This window comes from Rhodococcus sp. MSC1_016 (genome assembly GCF_023667485.2).
GTDB classification, from domain to species: domain Bacteria; phylum Actinomycetota; class Actinomycetes; order Mycobacteriales; family Mycobacteriaceae; genus Rhodococcus_F; species Rhodococcus_F oxybenzonivorans.
Genome location: NZ_JAMOZI020000001.1, coordinates 416,151 through 432,382 on the forward strand (window position 1 = coordinate 416,151; position 16,232 = coordinate 432,382).

Genomic DNA, 16,232 nt, shown 5'->3' on the forward strand with positions numbered 1-16,232 from the left:
GCCGTCTTAAGTTGCGCTACTACCCTGAACCCCCGAACGGGCCGCGCTGCGCGTGAAGGCCGCACGAGCATGTTCGACCGGCAACCACACCCCGAGGGAGGGGGCCCCGACCATGACGAACCCCGACGATCCGCGTACTCCTCAGGAACGCGCATACGACGACTCGGCGACATCGGGATCCGACGGCACGGAGTCGTGGTCGCGAGACGAGCAGCGGACGGAGTACCTGGGCAGCACCCCCGAGCAGCCCACGCAACAGTTCTATACGTCCGACCCCACCGCGGCGTACGGGCAGAATCAGCCGAACCCCACGCAGGCGCTCCCGCCGTACGACCCCAGGTTCGCCTCGGGGGCGCCGCCGCCCAACGCCACGCAGGCCTATCCGCCGTACGACGCGCAGCAGTACTACGGCGGCTATCCCACCGGGCAATATCCCCATGCCCAGTACCCGAACCCCCAGTACCCGCCTAGGCCGCCGGGCGAGGAACCTGACGACAAGAAGCCGCGCCGCGTCGCCACGTGGATCGCCGGCGCTGCAGCCGCCTTGCTGCTGATCGCCGTCATCGGTTTCGGCATCGCGCTCTTCACGTCGGCGCCGAACAATTCCTCGTCGTCGACGGTGGCGGGACCGACCACGTCACGCCCGCCTGCCACCACCGCACCGCCGAGGACCAGCGCGCCCCCGTCCACGACATCCGAGTCGCCGCTCGACCAACTCCCCGGCGGGATCGGCGAGGCCATCGGAGAGGCGGGTGCTGCGTTCGGAACGATCAGCGCCAACGACGGCACGACGCTGACCCTCGACGCCATCGGCGGATCACAGGTGACGGTGCAGACCAACCCCCAGACCAACGTGATCGCCCTGGACGGGGCCACCGTCGCCGATCTGAAGCCCGGATTCACCGTCATGGTTCAGGGCACCAAGATCGAAAACGGCTCGATGATGGCGGAGACGATCATCAGCACAGAGCTGCCCCGGCTCGGCGGCAACTGACCATCGTGTCCTCGGCGCCGTCCGACACGGGGTGTCCCGGTACCGCATGGTCCGATTGCGCCGTCGACTCGCTAGGCTGATCACCGATGACGGGAATGTGGTTCGTACTGGCGTTGATCGCACTCGCAGGCGCGTGTGCGTTGCTCTATTTCGATCGCTCGCGGCGCGATCAGACCGGCCGTGTGCGGCAGATCTGGGCGAAGGCTCAGGGCTACACCTACGAGAGCGTTGAAGAACGGTTGCCGGCCAAATTCCACCGCGCCGCTATGGCCAAGCAGGAGTACCTCAGCGCCCTCGATGTCGTGCGGGGCGAACGTCGGGGTGAGTCGTTCATCCTGTTCGACTTGGAGGAAACCGCGACCATCGTCGCGGTGCACCGCAAAGTGGGCTCCGATGTCGACATCGACCTCCGGCTCAAGTCGACGCCGCCGCCCAAGGATGCGGACCTCGAGTTGCTGGGGGCCATCGGGCCGCGGGTGGTTTTCGCCACCGACCTCGAGATCGCGCGCCGCGTCTGCGATCAGCGGATGGTCGCCTTCACCGAGTCGGTTCCTCCGCACGTGAACATGCTGTGGAGCGAGGGGGAGTGGACCCTCGGTTCGCTGCCCATCAACAGCACCGGGCGCGAATGGGATTCGGCGATCGAGGCGGTGGCCCGGCTGTCCGGTCTGCTGCACGTCCTCCCGCCGGTCATCGAGCCACGCGAACTCGATCGTCAACCTCACGACCCGAGCCGGCCGCGACTGCGCGAAGGGCGCCCAGCCGCGGGACGCCCAGCCGAAGGTCGCCCAGCCGAAGGGCGCCCAGCCGAGGGGCGTGCCTCGGCGCCGCACCCGCCGGCCGGTGGTCGTCCTCCCCAGGGGCGCCCCCGCGCGTGAGGGGTTGACGAGTCCAGGGACTCGTTAACCGCGCACAGGCGTGCCGCGCCTTGCTACCGTCACCGGTATGTCGACGCCTTCGAGTTCCGCCGACCTCCCGTCCGCTTCCGACGACGCCCCCACTCGACCGGTCGCCCTCGTCACCGGCCCCACCTCCGGGCTGGGCGCGGGGTTCGCCCGTAAGTTCGCCTCGCTGGGTTACGACCTGGTGCTGGTCGCCCGTGACGAAGGGCGGATGCGCGAGCTCGCCACCGAGACCAAGGCAAGGTTCGACACGGAGTGCGAGATCCTTCCCGCCGATCTGGCGACGACCGCGGGTCGCTTGGAAGTGGCCGGGCGTCTGAACCAGGGCGTTGACGTACTGGTCAACAACGCGGGCTTCGGCACCTCCGGTGAGTTCTGGACCGCCGATCCCGGGCTGCTGCAAGCTCAGCTCGACGTCAACGTCACTGCCGTCATGCAGCTCACCCGGGCGGCGCTGCCGGCGATGATCGCGTCGGCCAACGGCACTGTCATCAACGTGGCCAGCGTGGCCGGACTTCTCTCCGGCCGCGGCTCCACCTACTCGGCAAGCAAGGCGTATGTCATCTCGTTCTCCGAGGGGTTGTCGGGAGGTCTGGCGGGGACAGGTGTCCGCGTGCAGGCGTTGTGCCCGGGATTTATTCGCACCGAGTTCCACGAACGCGCCGGAATCGAAATGACTTCCATCCCGAAGGTCATGTGGCTCAGCGTCGAGCAAGTGGTGGCGGCCTCCCTGGCGGATCTCGAGAAGGGGAAGGTCGTCAGCGTCCCGGGCGCCCAGTACAAGGTGCTTACTTCGGTGGGACGGCTGGTCCCGAAGAGCGTTGTGCGTCGCCTCACCAACGTGGTTGGCCGGGGCCGTGGCCGCACGTAGCGGTGGGTAGGGTTTCTGTCATGAGTGATCGCGAGGATTTGGCCGCGCTGGTGCGGAAGCTGGCTGTAGTGCACGGCAAGGTGACGTTGTCCTCGGGCAAGGAAGCCGACTACTACGTGGACCTGCGCCGCGCGACGCTGCATCACGAGGCCGGTCCGCTGATCGGGAAATTGCTTCGTGAGCTGGTGTCGGATTGGGACTTCGACGCGGTGGGTGGACTCACGATGGGAGCCGACCCGGTGGCGATGGCCGTCATGCACGCGGCGGGCAGGCCGATCGACGCGTTCGTCGTCCGTAAGGCAGCCAAGGCGCACGGGATGCAGCGCCAGATCGAGGGACCGGACGTGGTCGGCAAACGGGTTCTCGTTGTCGAGGACACGACCACCACCGGCAATTCCCCCCTGACCGCGGTGAAGGCGCTCCGTGACGTGGGCGCCACCGTGGTCGGTGTTGCCACCGTCGTCGACCGCGCCACCGGAGCCGACGACGTGATCGCGGCCGAGGGGCTGGAGTACCGGTCGCTGCTCGGCCTCGCAGATCTCGGACTGAACTGACTCGAGGCACGGCGCTGGTGCAGGCAGCGCCCGCCCTTGAACGGCAGGTGGGCTTTGTTCTCGGGTGAGGATGCCCGCCACCCGGTCAGAACGAGCGCTGCGCCGCCTGTTCCACCTGACGCCGCAGGGTGGCGTCGGTGTGTCGGATTGCCTGCGCCACAAACGGTTCGACGATCCGCGCCAGCGCCTTCCCGGCAAGTCCGCCGGGAAGCTCGTAGTGGAAGTCGACGGTCAGTCGGGTCGCTTCTTCGCTGACGGCCTCGAATCGCCACTGTGAGTGGGTTGTGAGGCCGTCGATCGAATCGAGCTGGATCAGTGCGTTCTCTTCCCACGCCGTGATCTCGACGACCGAGCCCAGCGTTTTGGGGCCGACCCGCATCGCCGCGTTGTAGACGGCACCGAGTCCGCGGACGGGTTCGCCGACGGGATCGAACTGGGTGATCCCGAAAAGCCAGGACGGCACGTGCGTGTAGTCGTCGAGATACGCGAAACAGGCGGCGAGCGGCGCTTGGGCTACGGCGGTGTGATGAATCTCGATCATGACGACTTTCCTGTGGAATGGGCGGACGGCGAGTGCCGGTAAGGCCGGACGGCGTAGTTTTCGAGGTCGAATCGGGCGAGGCGGCGTCGCAGTGATCCGGTGGACCACGGCCAGGCCGCGAAGTTCTTGCCGTCGGTGTCGAGGTAGTAGCTACTGCATCCGCCGTTGTTGAAGACCGTGGGGGCCAGGCCCTTCTGGACGGCGTCGTTGAATGCGCGGAACGGCTCCTCGCGGACCTCGAGTACTTCGATGCCCTGCTGTTCGGCCTTGGTCAAGCCGTCGATGACATAGTCGAGCTGGTTCTCGGCCAATCCCAGAAACGAGTTGTACACCAAGATGTTCGGGCCGAGCATGATGTAGGCGTTCGGTGCACCCGGAGTGGTGGTGGCCAGATAGGCCTCGGGACTCTTCGCCCACTTCTCCGACAGAAGGCGTCCGTCGCGTCCGCGAATGCGGCTCGCGATGGGTGGGTGGCTCACATCGAATCCGGTACCGAAGATGATGACGTCAACCTCGCGTCGGGTGCCGTCGGCGGCCACCACCGACTGCCCGTCGACCGCGACGAGCGCGTGGGGGATCAGCTCGACGCCCGGCTTCGTCAGTGCAGGCAGATAGGTGTTGGACAGCAGGAGTCGCTTGCACCCCGAGGTGAAGTCCGGGGTGAGCGACGCTCGGAGCTCGGGGTCGGGCACCTGTGCCGCGAGCCAGCGGGTACCGATGGGGTTGAGTAGGCGTGCGGTCCGTTCGCGCCGCATCGCCAGGGTGAGGGTCCGCAGCACCACGTCCAGGAGGTGCCGAAATGCGTTCTGTACGGCGGGAACTCGACCGAACACCCATTGCGCCATGCGCGGGAACGGAAAGTCGAGACGTGGGACGACCCACGCGGGAGTGCGCTGGAAGACGTACAGCTGCGCCACGTCCGGTTGGATCTCCGGAATGAACTGCACGGCGGACGCGCCCGTTCCCACCACCGCCACCCTCTTGCCGGTGAGATCGACATCGTGATTCCAGCGCGCCGAGTGAAAGATCTCGCCGGCGAAGCCGTCGATTCCGGGGAGCTCGGGTGTCTTCGGTTCGGTGATCGGTCCTGCCGCGAAAATGACGTGCTGGGCGACCATCGTGCCCTGGGTGGTGTCGAGGACCCACCGTCGGCGGTCTTCGGACCACGCTGCCTCGATCAGCTCGGTGTGCATCGAGATCTTGGATCGGACGCCGAACTTGTCGACCGTTTCCTCGATATACGACAGCAGTTCCGGCTGTAGTGCAAAGTTGCTCCGCCATTGCGGGTTGGGATTGAAGGAGAACGAGTACACCGGTGCGGGTATGTCGACACCGCAGCCGGGGTAGGTGTTCTCCCGCCACACGCCGCCGACGCGTGCTGATTTCTCGAGCACGAGGTAGTCCGTAATTCCGGCCTTTTCCAGCTTGACCGCTGCGGCGACGCCGGACAGACCGGCGCCGACTACGACGACCGACAGATGCCGTTCGTCCTCCGAGGCCTGGGAGGCGATGCCGGCCTGCTGCGGGGCACTCACTGTCATGTCCTCTTCCTGGGCCGAGGTGGAACGGTCACCGGTAATTAACTGAGACTCGATGTCACAGTAAAAGGAAGAAGGCGCAATGGCAAGTGGCGCTCCGCGCCCGTGCGCCTTTCTGGTAGCGGTGGCAACCAGAAAGGCGCACGGAGCGTGCTAGTTACGGCTGGGGGACCTCGACGCTATCGGGCAGCTTGTCCCGCATCTTGTCGAGTTCCTGCTCGATTCGTTCGACGGCACTGTCGTTGTTGAGCACAGTGACCATTCCGGCCGCGAAAGCTATCGAGATGACGATCGCCAGCGCGCTCAGTACAGTGCCGGCAATCGCCACGCCTTTACCGGTGATACCCACCTTGCGAGACGCCCTCAGTCCGAGGATGCCGAGAATCAGCCCGATGATGCCCAGCACCAGTCCGACCGGAGACAGGATCACGATCAGCACGCAGACGAGGGCGGCAACGCCGACAGCGAGGGCGAATGCGGCAGCAGTGCTGGTACGTGCGGGTTTGGTGACTACTCGTTGCTCGACGTCGACGGAACGACCGTCGACGGAACGACCGTCGACGGAACGACCGTCGATATCGGTCACACGATGCGGGTCGTTTTCGTCACCGCGACCTGTCAGGGGTCTGCTCATCATTACCTCCGGGCGTAGTCGATCTGGGGTGTACAACGCATGCCCGGTTCGGTGGCCTTCAAACCGTATCGGTGAGGGTCCGGGTGCCTACTCGGTCGCGGCGTGGTCGGCGAGCAGGGCGACGCCGGATTCTCGAATAAGGGACGGTCGCGCCGCATATCCGCACACCCTTTGGCCGGATGCTGAGGGATTGGTCGGCGAGTCCCGCGAATCGGTGCGCGGATGCGGAGCGTCCGCCGCGGGTCGGTGACGTGGTCCGCGCCGAGTTCGGGGAGATCCCGCACCGCACGACTTGCTGCCGCAGTGCCGCACATCCTGGGAGAATCGGTGTATGACCGAGCGCAAACCTCCCGAGGTGAGCTTCGAGAGCTGGATCGACAAGCAGATCCGGCTGGCGCAGGAGCGCGGTGACTTCGACAACCTTCCCGGAGCAGGTAAACCGATACCACTGTCCGGCGACGTCGATGACGAGTTGTGGTGGGTCAAAGGTTATCTGCGGCGTGAGAACCTGCCCCTCGACGCACTGCTACCGACGCCACTGCAGTTGCGCAAGCAGATCGAGCGGCTCCCCGAGACGGTCCGCGGAATACCGTCGGAGGACGCGGTGCGCGAGATCGTGCATCAGCTCAACCTCGAGATCGTGGCCTGGTTGCGCGCGCCGTCCGGGCCGCGAGTGCCGGTCAGCCCCGTCGACGCGGACGAGGTGGTGTCGCAGTGGCGAATGGACCGCCGAGCGGTGCCCACGCACCCGCCATCGCTCCCGCCGTCCGAAGAGGACCAGTCGTCCGCAGAGAACCAGCCGCCGGCGCCGCGACCGCGGCGGTGGTGGCGTCGGGGACGGTGACCGGTCAGGCCCCGTGCGGCGACGGTTGCGCGGGTGCGACCCTGGCGGCTGGAGCAGCACGCGACGGACCAGGGTAGGGGTGGGTGGTGCGATGAAATCGCTTCTCCGAAAAGTTGATGTGCCCAGCGCTGTTGGTGCAGCCGGTCTGGTGATCACGGCGCTCTACGCATACTGGGCAACCGGACTGGAGCCGTTCACGGGCCTTGCCTACATCGCAGTCGGAATGCCCGTTGTTCTGCTGGCCGGTGTGGCCGTCATCGGCGGCGCTCCCGATCCTCGGGACAACGACACGCCACGGGCAGGGGAGATCACGCTACGCTCGGTGCTCCCGTGGCTGGTGTTGCTCTTTGTTGCCGCAGGCCTCGAAGGACTCGGTCTCGCCCTGGGTGGCCGGTCCACCACCCTTCCCACACTCAGCACGGTGATCGATCATGCGCTGGCGTGGCATCCGGTTCGATTCGTCCTGTTTTGCGGATGGCTTGCCGTCGGCGGGGGCCCAGTCGTCCGGATGTACCGCAGGTGGGTGCGACCCCGTTCTCCCGCGGGAGGGTGAGGTGATAGTCACGATCATCTGGCTGATGTTGATCGGCACCGGCATCGGCATCGAGTTGTACAGCCGCCGGACCGGCGGACGGTGGTCGAGCCTTGCGAGCGTCGTCTCCGCGCTGTGGACCCGGCTGCCCGGACGACTACTTCTCGTCGGCCTCTGGGCTTTCGCAGGGTGGCACGTGTTCGCCCGGTACACCCTGCCCTGATCACCCGGGTCAACCGCCGTCCGTTCGCCCGTAGTGCCGGAAGTGCTGGTGGCCGGGTCCTCAATGTTCGCCGCCCTCGACTTCCGAGGTGCAGTCCGCGCTCGTCGGTCTCGAGGTAGAGGGGGGTCTCGTCCGTGCCTCCGTTCTCGGATATCCAGAACAAGGGGAAGGCGACACTGTCGGAGTGGCAGCGATCAAGGCGCGGCCGCTGCGAGTGACGCGGCGAGGCGGCGAGGATCTGGTCTTGATGACGGCGGTACGGGCGGAGCAGGAGCGGGAGGTGCTCGCGGCGGCGACGGCGATGGTCGACGCCCTACTGCACTCGGGTGACGGTGCTCTGGTCCGCAAGGTCGTCGCGGCGGCGTTTCCGTGGGTGAGCTACCTGTCGGGTGAGGAGGTCGCCGACTTCGTCGACGAGCTGATCGCGTCGCTGCGGGCGGGCTCGTCGATGGATAATCCCGCTCCGCCGGCCCGCACGATTCAAACGTGGCTCCATACGGTGGAGGTGTATGCCGATCCAGAGCTTGCCCGGATTCTGTCGGCGCCGTCCAAGGGCGACTTCGGGGCCGTACCGGTGCCGGAGCTGTGAGGCGGAAGCGGGGTGAACGGGTCGCGCCGCCGGCGTCCGAGGAGCTGTGGGACCTGCGATTCGCGACCAGTGATGCGGCAAAAGGGCACTGGGCATCCCAAGCAGACGGAATGATGTTGCCTGAGAACTGAATGGGGCCGAATCGACGTCATCGGAGTCCGGGGTGGCGAGCCGTCGTGCGCTCGTCTTGTGCCTCGGCAATCAGGAGGCGAGGTCGTCACGTGCGGCGGCAAGCTCGAGTAAGCGGGGCAACATGTCGGGGGCGGCGATCGAGGGGAGCAGCAGCGCCCACATGTCGGCGAGGCGTTCGTACAGGTCGGCTCGACCGCTCAGTGCCTCGGACACGAGTTGCATCCCGGTGAAGGAACTCACCAGGAAGCGGGCAAGAGCGGCGGAATCGACGGTCGCCCGAAGTTCACCTGCTGCCGTCGCCTTGACGGCCAGTGCCACGAGCGTGTCGGTCCAGTCGATGTAGGGATCGGTGGCCGGTCCGCGAGAATTGCCGAGCTCGAGGGTGAGGCGGACCCCCGCCCGGACGATCGGTTCGGTCAGCAGTTGCCGCGCCATTTCCTTGGCGCACAAGACGATAGCCTCCATCGGGGACTGCGCCGTGGCGAGCACTCGCTGCGCCGCCAGCATCGACATGGCGTGCTGCTCCTTGATCACCGCCCAGGCGAGGGCTTCCTTGGACTCGAAATGGAAGTACAAGGCACCCTTCGTGACATTGGAGTACGCAAGTATCCGACTCAGGCTGGCGCCGCCGTAGCCGAGCTTCTCGAAGCTGAGCGCGGCGCCTTCCAGGACCTGATGGCGGGTGGCTGCCGCACGTGCCTGTACTGCCATGACCTGTGCCTCACGATCGCCCTCGTCACCGTCGCATTCCAACCTCCAGTCAACCACTCGAGCGCGCGGTACCCTCGGCGCGACCGCAAGTGTGGGAGGAAGATGTGACGTCGAAGGATGACTGGGGTCTGGAGCACGTCGTGTTCGCGGGGGCGACTGTGGCCACCGTGGTCGGCGCCGTGACCGGACGCGAGCGACTGCAGAAGATCGCGAAGCCTCTGATCGCTCCGGCACTGGCGGCCCGGGTAGTGCGCCGGCGAGGCGCGACCGACTCCGTGGACGCGGGACTGTTGCTGGCCGGGCTCACAGGCGCGACGGTCGGTGACGTCTTCATGATCGACCCGGATGACGATGCCCGCCTGGTGCGGGGCGCTTCGGCCTTCGCGGTCATGCAGGCGTGCTACTCGGCTTTGCTGCTGCGCAACGGTGCGCGTCCCACTCCGGCGGCGTGGGGTCCGCGACTGGCCGGCTGGCTCGGGGCAGCCCTGTTGCTGCGGGCTCGATCCGCCGGTGTCGCTGCGCCCCTCACTGGTTATGGATCAGCCTTGGCTACGACGTCCACACTCGCTGCCGATCCGACCCTCGCCCCCGGCGCAGGCGTCGTTGCGAGCGTGGCGATACCGAGCGTCGACCGGCGCAGCTGGCTCGGTCTGGGCGGAGTGCTGTTCACGGCGTCGGACGGGCTGATCGTGGTGCGGAGATTGTTCGTGCGACGTGAGCGCGGCAGGGCTGTAACCGAAGGACTGATCCTCGCCAGTTACGCCGCCGCGCAACTGTTGCTGGTCGAGGGGATGCTCGCGCTACGCCGCCGGAACACAGGTCGCCGGGTCACGGACACAGCATGATGCGGTCCCGATTGTTCGGGTCCACCAGGATGGTGATGGTTTCGCCGGGCACGAAACGGGTGGCCTCCTCGCGCCGCACCTCGTACACGACGCGTCCGGAGTAGCTCTCGGACCCCGGCACGGTCAACCGCAGATCCAGTTCGGTCAGTTCGCCGTTGTCGGGGGTGCGGCGAAGCGGTGTCACGCGCTCGATGCTGGCCCATCCTTCGAGCCCGCGCCGCGCGAGTCGGCGGTCTGCCCGGGAGGGTCGTTCGGCAGCCATCATGCCGAATCCCAGCGCCGACCCGAAGGCGGCGACCAGTCCCATGATCTGGTACGGAATCGTGGCCTCGGGGGTGTGCTCGATCAACCACCCCAGCCAGACTGCGAGGACGATGACGTAACCGGCTGTGATGAAGCAGACCGTCCGCACGATTCGCTGATGATTCATCGTTGTGCCTCCGTGTCCAGGGTAGACCGCCGCGGGGACGCCGGGCAGTGGTGCCGTTAGAGTGCAGTGTCGGCAGCAGGCAAGTATGTGGAGGTGGCCGTATGGCGTGGCGTCGGGTGTCGTTGGTAGGTCTGAGCATTGGTGCTGCTTTGACGCTCGCAGCATGTGGGGGTTCGTCCGAGGCGGTGGCTCCGCCGACCACCACCAGCACCACCACCGCAGCGCCTGTGACCACTACCACCACCACGGTTCCGCCAGTCACGACCACCACGACCACGATTGCGCCGACCACGACGACGGAAGCGCCGACCACCACCCTCGTCGACGTTCCGTACGAGCACAACGAGTCGTACTTCTTCACCTCCCCGGACGGCGCGTTCCAGTGCGGCATCATCAAGCTGCCGAGTCGCACGGAAGCGGGATGCCAGGGATCGACCAGTCCGGTCCCGCCGCGGCCGGCAGACTGCATGGTCGACTGGGGCCACGGCATTCGCGTCGAGAACGAGGGTGAGGGAGCGTTCATGTGTGCCGGCGGCCTCGTGTACACCTCGGGTGATGCCGAACCCGACCCGGTGTTGCCTGCCGGATCCAAGCTCGCCGAACTCGGCTACTCCTGCAGCACCACAGCGACCGCTGTGACGTGTGTCAACGACGAGACGTCCCACGGATTCACGGTCTCACCCGATTCCAACGAGACGTTCTGATTCCATGATTGGCGCAGAGGTGGGTTCACTTCCGGTCCTGGCCGAGTCGGGCGAGCCGGGCCCTACCGAGTGGGGTGAGAATACTCACGGTGTCGGTCCGTGGACGGAAGAACACGACGCACCGGTCCCGACGGATTCCCGCTACGATCCCGAACTGCTGGCCGGCGGTGACCGACGGAACGTGGTCGACGCCTACCGCTATTGGACACGTGAAGCCATCGTCGCCGACATCGACAGCCGGCGCCACCCGCTGCATGTGGCGATCGAGAACTTCGGGCACGACGCCAACATCGGCACCGTGGTGCGGACGGCCAACGCCTTCGCCGCCGCGGAAGTTCATATCGTGGGACGGCGGCGCTGGAACCGGCGCGGGGCGATGGTCACCGATCGGTATCAGCACGTCAGACATCACTCGAGCATCGACGAATTGGTCGAGTTCGCGCGTGAGGAGGGTCTCACCATCGTGGCCGTGGACAACACGCCGGGCTCCGTTCCGCTCGAAACCGCAAGCCTGCCGCGGGACTGCATGCTGCTGTTCGGTCAGGAGGGTCCCGGAGTCACCGACGAGGCGAAAGAGGTTGCAGCCATGACCGTATCGATTGCGCAGTTCGGTTCCACGAGGAGCATCAATGCGGGTGTCGCGGCAGGCATTGCCATGCATGCGTGGGTGCGCGAGCACGCCGACCTCGGTCGGGCGTGGTAGCGGATCGCCCGGAGACTAGGCAAGATCAACCCTCATGCAGGACGAGTGGTCGGCGCGCGCCGACGCCGCTGAAGAAGCGGTGGTGAGCAGGCATCTTCGCCGGCTGTGGGGCCTTCCGGGCACCACGCTGGGCGTGGTGGCCTGGCCGGCGGTCAAACGTGAACGGTTGTTCGTCAGTTGGCATTACTGGTGGCAGGCACACCTCATCGACTGCGCCGTCGACGCACTCGAACGCGACCCCACTCCGCGTCGCCGCCGTCGGATCGTGAAACTCGCTCGCAGTCACCGCCTTCGGAACATTACGGGCTGGACCAACAATTATTACGACGACATGGCGTGGCTGGGCATCGCGCTCGAACGCGCGCAGCGCACGCACTTGATCGACAACCGGAATGCGGTGCAGACACTCGAATCCCAGCTGTTCGACGCCTGGGATCCCGACGGTGGCGGGCTGCCCTGGCGCAAGGGCTCGGATTTCTACAACGCTCCGGCCAACGGCCCGGCCGGAATCATGCTGGCCCGCACAGGCAAACTGTGGCGGGCGCAGGCCACCGCGGACTGGATCGACGACACGCTGCTGGACGAGAACACCGGCCTCGTCATCGATGGGATCCATCGCGGCGGTGAGGCCGAAAGGGTCATCTATTCGTACTGCCAGGGGGTCGTCCTCGGGCTCGAAACCGAGCTGGCGGTGCGTCTCGGTGCGCCGCGGCATCGAGGCCGCATTCACCGGCTGATCGACGCCGTCGACGAGCACCTGGCTCCGGGTGGGGTCATTCGCGGCGGTGGCGGGGGAGACGGGGGTCTGTTCAACGGTATCCTCGCCCGCTATCTCGCGCTGACTGCGGTGATGTTGCCCTGGGAGAACCATGACGACATCCGCGCGCGGGAGATCGCAGCGCAGATCGTGCTCACCTCAGCCGAAACTGCGTGGGAGAACCGCTTGCAGATCGAGGGTCAGCCCTTGTTCGGCGCCGACTGGGGCAAGCAGGCCCGGCTTCCCGGTCTCGGCAGGAATATCGCGGCGTTCACCGGGGGCACGGTGCGTTCGTCCGACATCCCCGAGCGCGACCTCTCCGTCCAGTTGGGTGGCTGGATGCTGATGGAGGCGGCGCACGCGGTGTCGGCCGCCGGGTATCCCCGGCGGTAGTGCGTTTCGATCACACGAAACTTAACCGTGGGCAGGCGGTTTCCGCGCTGCTAGACATCTCGGTATGTCAGATCAACAGCGGCAGCTGAGTCTCAATGCGTTCATCTATCCGGCCGGGCACCACGAATCGGCCTGGCGTCACCCGCTGACGTCACCAGAGCGGTTGTTCGACGTCGACTACTTCCAGGAGATCGCGCGCACCGCGGAGGCGGCGAAACTGGATGCACTCTTCTTCGCGGACGGTCCCGCGCTGCGTAGCGATGCCGGGCACGGCGCGGCCGGAGCGCTGGAGCCGATCACCTTGCTGACGGCGATCGCCGCAGTCACGGAGCGGATCGGGCTGATCGCCACCGCGTCCACGACGTACTTCGAGCCCTACAACCTCGCGCGTCTGTTCGCCTCCTTGGACCACATCTCGAAGGGTCGGGCCGGCTGGAACATCGTCACCACCGGAACGGATCTGGCGGCGGCGAACTTCGGCCTTCCCAGTCATCCCGACCACGCCGACCGATACGCGCGGGCACGCGAATTCGTCGATGCGACGGTCAAGCTGTGGGACAGCTGGGAAGACGACGCCATCGTTCTCGACACGGACAGGGGCGTCTACGCCGACACGTCGAAAATTCATGAGATCAACTACGTCGGACGCCACCTGCGGGTCCGCGGACCGTTCAACGCGCCGCGCTCGCCGCAGGGTCACCCCGTGCTGGTACAGGCGGGTGCGTCGAACGAGGGGCGCAGCTTCGCAGGGCAGTACGCCGAGGCCATCTTCACCGCCCATCAGCGACTGTCGGACGGGCAGGCGTTCTACGCAGACATCAAGCGACGTGCGTCGCAGTTCGGACGCAACCCCGACCACGTGAAGATCCTTCCCGGAATCAGCCCGTTCATCGGCGACACCGAGGCGCAGGCACGGGATCTGGAACGCGAATTCAACGAGCTGACCTCTCCCGAGTACGGCCTCGCCCAGCTCGAGAGCATCACCGGAACTCAGGTGCGCCACCTCGACCTCGATGCCCCCGTGCCCGCCGAGTTGTTCGGCGACGCCGGTGACGTGACGGACAACCAGCAGAGCCGGCTGCAGGTGGTCGCGGGCATCGTGCAGCGGGAGCGTCCGACGCTGCGAGGGCTGCTGCATCGCCTCGCGGGCGCCCGAGGACACCGCGTGTTCGTGGGAACGCCGGTGCAGGTGGCCGACACCATCGAAGAATGGTTCACCCAGGGTGCAGCCGACGGCTTCAACGTGATGCCCCCGTACTACCCGGGAGGTCTCGAGGTGTTCGCCGAGAAGGTGGTGCCGATCCTGCAGGAGCGGGGTCTGTTCCGCACCGAATACTCGGGTACGACTCTGCGGGACCACTTCGGGCTGGAACGTCCGGCCAGCCAGTACGCGCAGACGTCGGGCAGGGTGGCCCTCTAGTCCCGTCCTTCGCCCGATGCCGCCGCGTTCTTCCCCTGTCGACGACGGTGGCATCGAGTGGAGTGCCGCTCGAATCCCGCCTTGATGAAAACAGTTATCATTTCCGAATGACTCGTCCACTTCCTGTCACCGTCCTGTCCGGCTTCCTCGGCGCGGGCAAGACCACTCTTCTCAACCACATCCTCGCCAACAGGGACGGCCGGCGTGTCGCCGTGATCGTCAACGACATGAGCGAGGTCAACATTGACGCAGCCCTCGTCGCAGGGCAGGGACATCTCGATCGGACGCAGGAGAAGCTGGTCGAGCTCACCAACGGCTGCATCTGCTGCACGCTCCGCGAGGACCTGATCGAGGCGGTCGCCCGCCTGGCCGAGGAGGGACGGTTCGACCACCTCGTCATCGAGTCGACGGGCATTTCGGAACCCATGCCCGTCGCCGCCACGTTCGACTGGGAATTCGAGAACGGCTTCAGCCTCGGCACGGTTGCGGCGCTCGACACCATGGTGACAGTGGTGGACGCGTCGACGTTCGTCGGTGAGCTCGCGAAGGGTCAGCGCCTCGACGAGCGCGACCTCGAGGCGGGAGAGGGCGACGAGCGCAGCATTTCCGACCTACTCGTCGACCAGGTCGAGTTCGCCGACGTGATTCTGCTGAACAAGACCGATCTGGTGAGCGAGCGCACAGCCGGCACGGTCGAGGCACTCCTGCGCAGACTCAATCCGACGGCGAGACTCCAGCGCACCTCACGTGGTGTGGTCGACCTGGCCGACGTCCTCGACACCGGTTTGTACGACCCGGAGTCGGCTGCCCTGGCGCCTGGGTGGGCGGAGGAGCTTGTGGGCGGCCACACACCCGAAACGGAGGAGTACGGGATCCGAAGTGTCACCTACCGGGCGACGAGGCCGTTCCATCCCGCAAGGCTCGACCAGGCGCTGGGCCAGTTCACCGGACTGCTGCGAAGCAAGGGGTTCTGCTGGATAGCGAGCCGCCCGGATCTTGCGGCGATCTGGTCGCAGGCGGGACCGAATCTGGTGATCGAACCTGCGCAGCTGTGGTCGGCCGCGGAGGAGACGCCCGGTCAGGAGATCGTCTTCATCGGTGTCCGGCTCGACCCGGAGGCGCCTGCCCGCATCCTCGATCCGGCGCTCCTCACCGACGCCGAATGGGCGTCCGGTCCGGCCGAGTGGGTGCATTTCGACGACCCGCTGCCCGAGTGGGAAGCGGTGCATCAGCACTAGTCGAGAACTTCCTCGACTTCCACCTCTTCGGGCGGACGGGCCATTTCCTGGCGGTAGTGCCAGATGCCGACCACAGTTCCGATCACCAGCAGTGCAACCATGCCGCCCAACACCACCGGCATCAGCCACGACACCCGGTCGAGGAAGGAACCGCAGTAGAACCCGATGAGCAGCAGTACCGGCGCCCAGAACACGGCGCCGATGCTGCTGGCGACGGTGTACTTGGTGTGGTTCATCTTCGCTGCCCCCGCAACGAGTGGGCAGAGGGTACGCACCCACGGGATCCACCGGGCGATGAGCACAGCCCAGAACCCGTGCCGTTCCAACAGGATGTTCACCCGGTGGAGGTTGGCGTAGTTGAGGTACTTGCCGCCCTTGCGCGCCAAGATGCGGTTGCCGGTGCGGTGCCCGATGACGTACCCCACCTGATTTCCGCAGATCGCGGCGACCATCGCGCCGACCGACAGGGCCCACACGTGACCTGCCCCCGACTGGTGGCCGGCGAGCACGATGCCCGCGGTGATCAGCATCGAGTCACCCGGCAGGAAGAGCCCGAGGATGACGGCACATTCGATGAAGACGAATGCCAGCACGATGACCCACACCAGCGCGGGGCCGGCGGAGACGAGGGGCCCGAAGGTGCCAGATGCCGATACGACCATGGTCAGCGCATTGCC

The 16,232-nt window shown here is 66.4% G+C and carries 20 protein-coding genes; 14 read left to right on the forward strand and 6 right to left on the reverse strand.

Annotation, left to right across the window (positions count from 1 at the left end; all coding sequences use genetic code 11):
* Nucleotides 1–112: 112 nt before the first annotated feature.
* The 4 genes from L1080_RS01775 to pyrE all read left to right on the forward strand — a co-directional run bounded on the left by L1080_RS01775 (nt 113) and on the right by pyrE (nt 3,321).
* The gene (locus tag L1080_RS01775; RefSeq protein WP_250772003.1) at nt 113–994 is read left to right on the forward strand and encodes a DUF5666 domain-containing protein; all 882 of its coding nucleotides are present in this window, start codon (nt 113–115) and stop codon (nt 992–994) included.
* 95 nt (nt 995–1,089) lie between these two features.
* Nucleotides 1,090–1,872, forward strand: coding sequence for a type III secretion system chaperone family protein (locus L1080_RS01780; RefSeq protein ID WP_250772072.1), 783 nt, complete (start codon nt 1,090–1,092; stop codon nt 1,870–1,872).
* Between the two features lie 67 nt (nt 1,873–1,939).
* Nucleotides 1,940–2,767 carry an SDR family NAD(P)-dependent oxidoreductase gene (locus L1080_RS01785; protein WP_159924822.1) on the forward strand — a complete coding sequence of 276 codons (828 nt, stop codon included), beginning with the start codon at nt 1,940–1,942 and terminating at the stop codon, nt 2,765–2,767.
* 20 nt (nt 2,768–2,787) lie between these two features.
* Entirely contained in the window at nt 2,788–3,321 is a 534-nt protein-coding gene (gene pyrE / locus L1080_RS01790; protein ID WP_109332769.1) for an orotate phosphoribosyltransferase, read from the forward strand.
* A gap of 85 nt (nt 3,322–3,406) precedes the next feature.
* Here the strand turns inward: pyrE and L1080_RS01795 are convergent, their stop codons facing one another.
* The 3 genes from L1080_RS01795 to L1080_RS01805 form a co-directional block, all read right to left on the reverse strand.
* Nucleotides 3,407–3,862 carry an SRPBCC family protein gene (locus L1080_RS01795; protein WP_250772000.1) on the reverse strand — a complete coding sequence of 152 codons (456 nt, stop codon included), beginning with the start codon at nt 3,860–3,862 and terminating at the stop codon, nt 3,407–3,409.
* Nucleotides 3,859–5,403, reverse strand: coding sequence for a flavin-containing monooxygenase (locus L1080_RS01800; protein WP_250771997.1), 1,545 nt, complete (start codon nt 5,401–5,403; stop codon nt 3,859–3,861). Before L1080_RS01800 ends, L1080_RS01795 begins: the two co-directional genes overlap by 4 nt.
* 154 nt (nt 5,404–5,557) lie before the next feature.
* Complete coding sequence (locus L1080_RS01805) at nt 5,558–6,034, reverse strand: DUF4190 domain-containing protein (protein ID WP_250771994.1); 477 nt, start codon at nt 6,032–6,034, stop codon at nt 5,558–5,560.
* A gap of 331 nt (nt 6,035–6,365) precedes the next feature.
* On the opposite strand from L1080_RS01805, the gene L1080_RS01810 reads away from it, so the two are divergent.
* The 4 genes from L1080_RS01810 to L1080_RS01825 all read left to right on the forward strand — a co-directional run bounded on the left by L1080_RS01810 (nt 6,366) and on the right by L1080_RS01825 (nt 8,222).
* Nucleotides 6,366–6,878, forward strand: a complete 513-nt coding sequence (locus L1080_RS01810) for a DnaJ family domain-containing protein (RefSeq protein ID WP_250771991.1) — start codon at nt 6,366–6,368, stop codon at nt 6,876–6,878.
* 91 nt (nt 6,879–6,969) lie between these two features.
* A complete protein-coding gene (locus L1080_RS01815) occupies nt 6,970–7,431 on the forward strand; it encodes a hypothetical protein (protein ID WP_250771988.1) in 462 nt (153 codons plus the stop codon).
* A 1-nt stretch (nt 7,432) separates the two neighbouring features.
* The gene (locus L1080_RS01820) at nt 7,433–7,633 is read left to right on the forward strand and encodes a DUF6186 family protein (RefSeq protein WP_159924836.1); all 201 of its coding nucleotides are present in this window, start codon (nt 7,433–7,435) and stop codon (nt 7,631–7,633) included.
* Nucleotides 7,634–7,817: 184 nt separating this feature from the next.
* Nucleotides 7,818–8,222, forward strand: coding sequence for a hypothetical protein (locus tag L1080_RS01825; RefSeq protein WP_250771984.1), 405 nt, complete (start codon nt 7,818–7,820; stop codon nt 8,220–8,222).
* A gap of 201 nt (nt 8,223–8,423) precedes the next feature.
* On the opposite strand, the gene L1080_RS01830 is transcribed toward L1080_RS01825, so the two are convergent.
* Complete coding sequence (locus L1080_RS01830) at nt 8,424–9,065, reverse strand: ScbR family autoregulator-binding transcription factor (RefSeq protein ID WP_159924838.1); 642 nt, start codon at nt 9,063–9,065, stop codon at nt 8,424–8,426.
* A 104-nt stretch (nt 9,066–9,169) separates the two neighbouring features.
* Between L1080_RS01830 and L1080_RS01835 the strand changes: the two genes are divergently transcribed.
* Complete coding sequence (locus L1080_RS01835; RefSeq protein WP_159924840.1) at nt 9,170–9,910, forward strand: lysoplasmalogenase family protein; 741 nt, start codon at nt 9,170–9,172, stop codon at nt 9,908–9,910.
* On the opposite strand, the gene L1080_RS01840 is transcribed toward L1080_RS01835, so the two are convergent.
* Complete coding sequence (locus L1080_RS01840; RefSeq protein WP_250771981.1) at nt 9,894–10,340, reverse strand: hypothetical protein; 447 nt, start codon at nt 10,338–10,340, stop codon at nt 9,894–9,896. The two genes, L1080_RS01835 and L1080_RS01840, sit on opposite strands and share 17 nt — an antisense overlap.
* Before the next feature lie 101 nt (nt 10,341–10,441).
* Between L1080_RS01840 and L1080_RS01845 the strand changes: the two genes are divergently transcribed.
* From L1080_RS01845 to L1080_RS01865, 5 genes are all read left to right on the forward strand, one after another.
* On the forward strand, nt 10,442–11,044 hold the full coding sequence (locus L1080_RS01845; RefSeq protein WP_250771978.1) for a DUF6636 domain-containing protein: 603 nt from the start codon (nt 10,442–10,444) through the stop codon (nt 11,042–11,044).
* Between the two features lie 4 nt (nt 11,045–11,048).
* Nucleotides 11,049–11,747, forward strand: a complete 699-nt coding sequence (locus L1080_RS01850) for a TrmH family RNA methyltransferase (protein WP_250771975.1) — start codon at nt 11,049–11,051, stop codon at nt 11,745–11,747.
* A gap of 34 nt (nt 11,748–11,781) precedes the next feature.
* Entirely contained in the window at nt 11,782–12,897 is a 1,116-nt protein-coding gene (locus tag L1080_RS01855) for a glycoside hydrolase family 76 protein (RefSeq protein ID WP_250771972.1), read from the forward strand.
* A 64-nt stretch (nt 12,898–12,961) separates the two neighbouring features.
* Nucleotides 12,962–14,317, forward strand: a complete 1,356-nt coding sequence (locus L1080_RS01860; RefSeq protein WP_159924850.1) for an LLM class flavin-dependent oxidoreductase — start codon at nt 12,962–12,964, stop codon at nt 14,315–14,317.
* Nucleotides 14,318–14,424: 107 nt separating this feature from the next.
* Nucleotides 14,425–15,555 carry a GTP-binding protein gene (locus L1080_RS01865; protein ID WP_250771969.1) on the forward strand — a complete coding sequence of 377 codons (1,131 nt, stop codon included), beginning with the start codon at nt 14,425–14,427 and terminating at the stop codon, nt 15,553–15,555.
* Here L1080_RS01865 and L1080_RS01870 read toward each other — a convergent pair.
* A complete protein-coding gene (locus tag L1080_RS01870; protein WP_159924854.1) occupies nt 15,552–16,217 on the reverse strand; it encodes a DedA family protein in 666 nt (221 codons plus the stop codon). The genes L1080_RS01865 and L1080_RS01870 overlap by 4 nt on opposite strands.
* Nucleotides 16,218–16,232 lie beyond the last annotated feature (15 nt).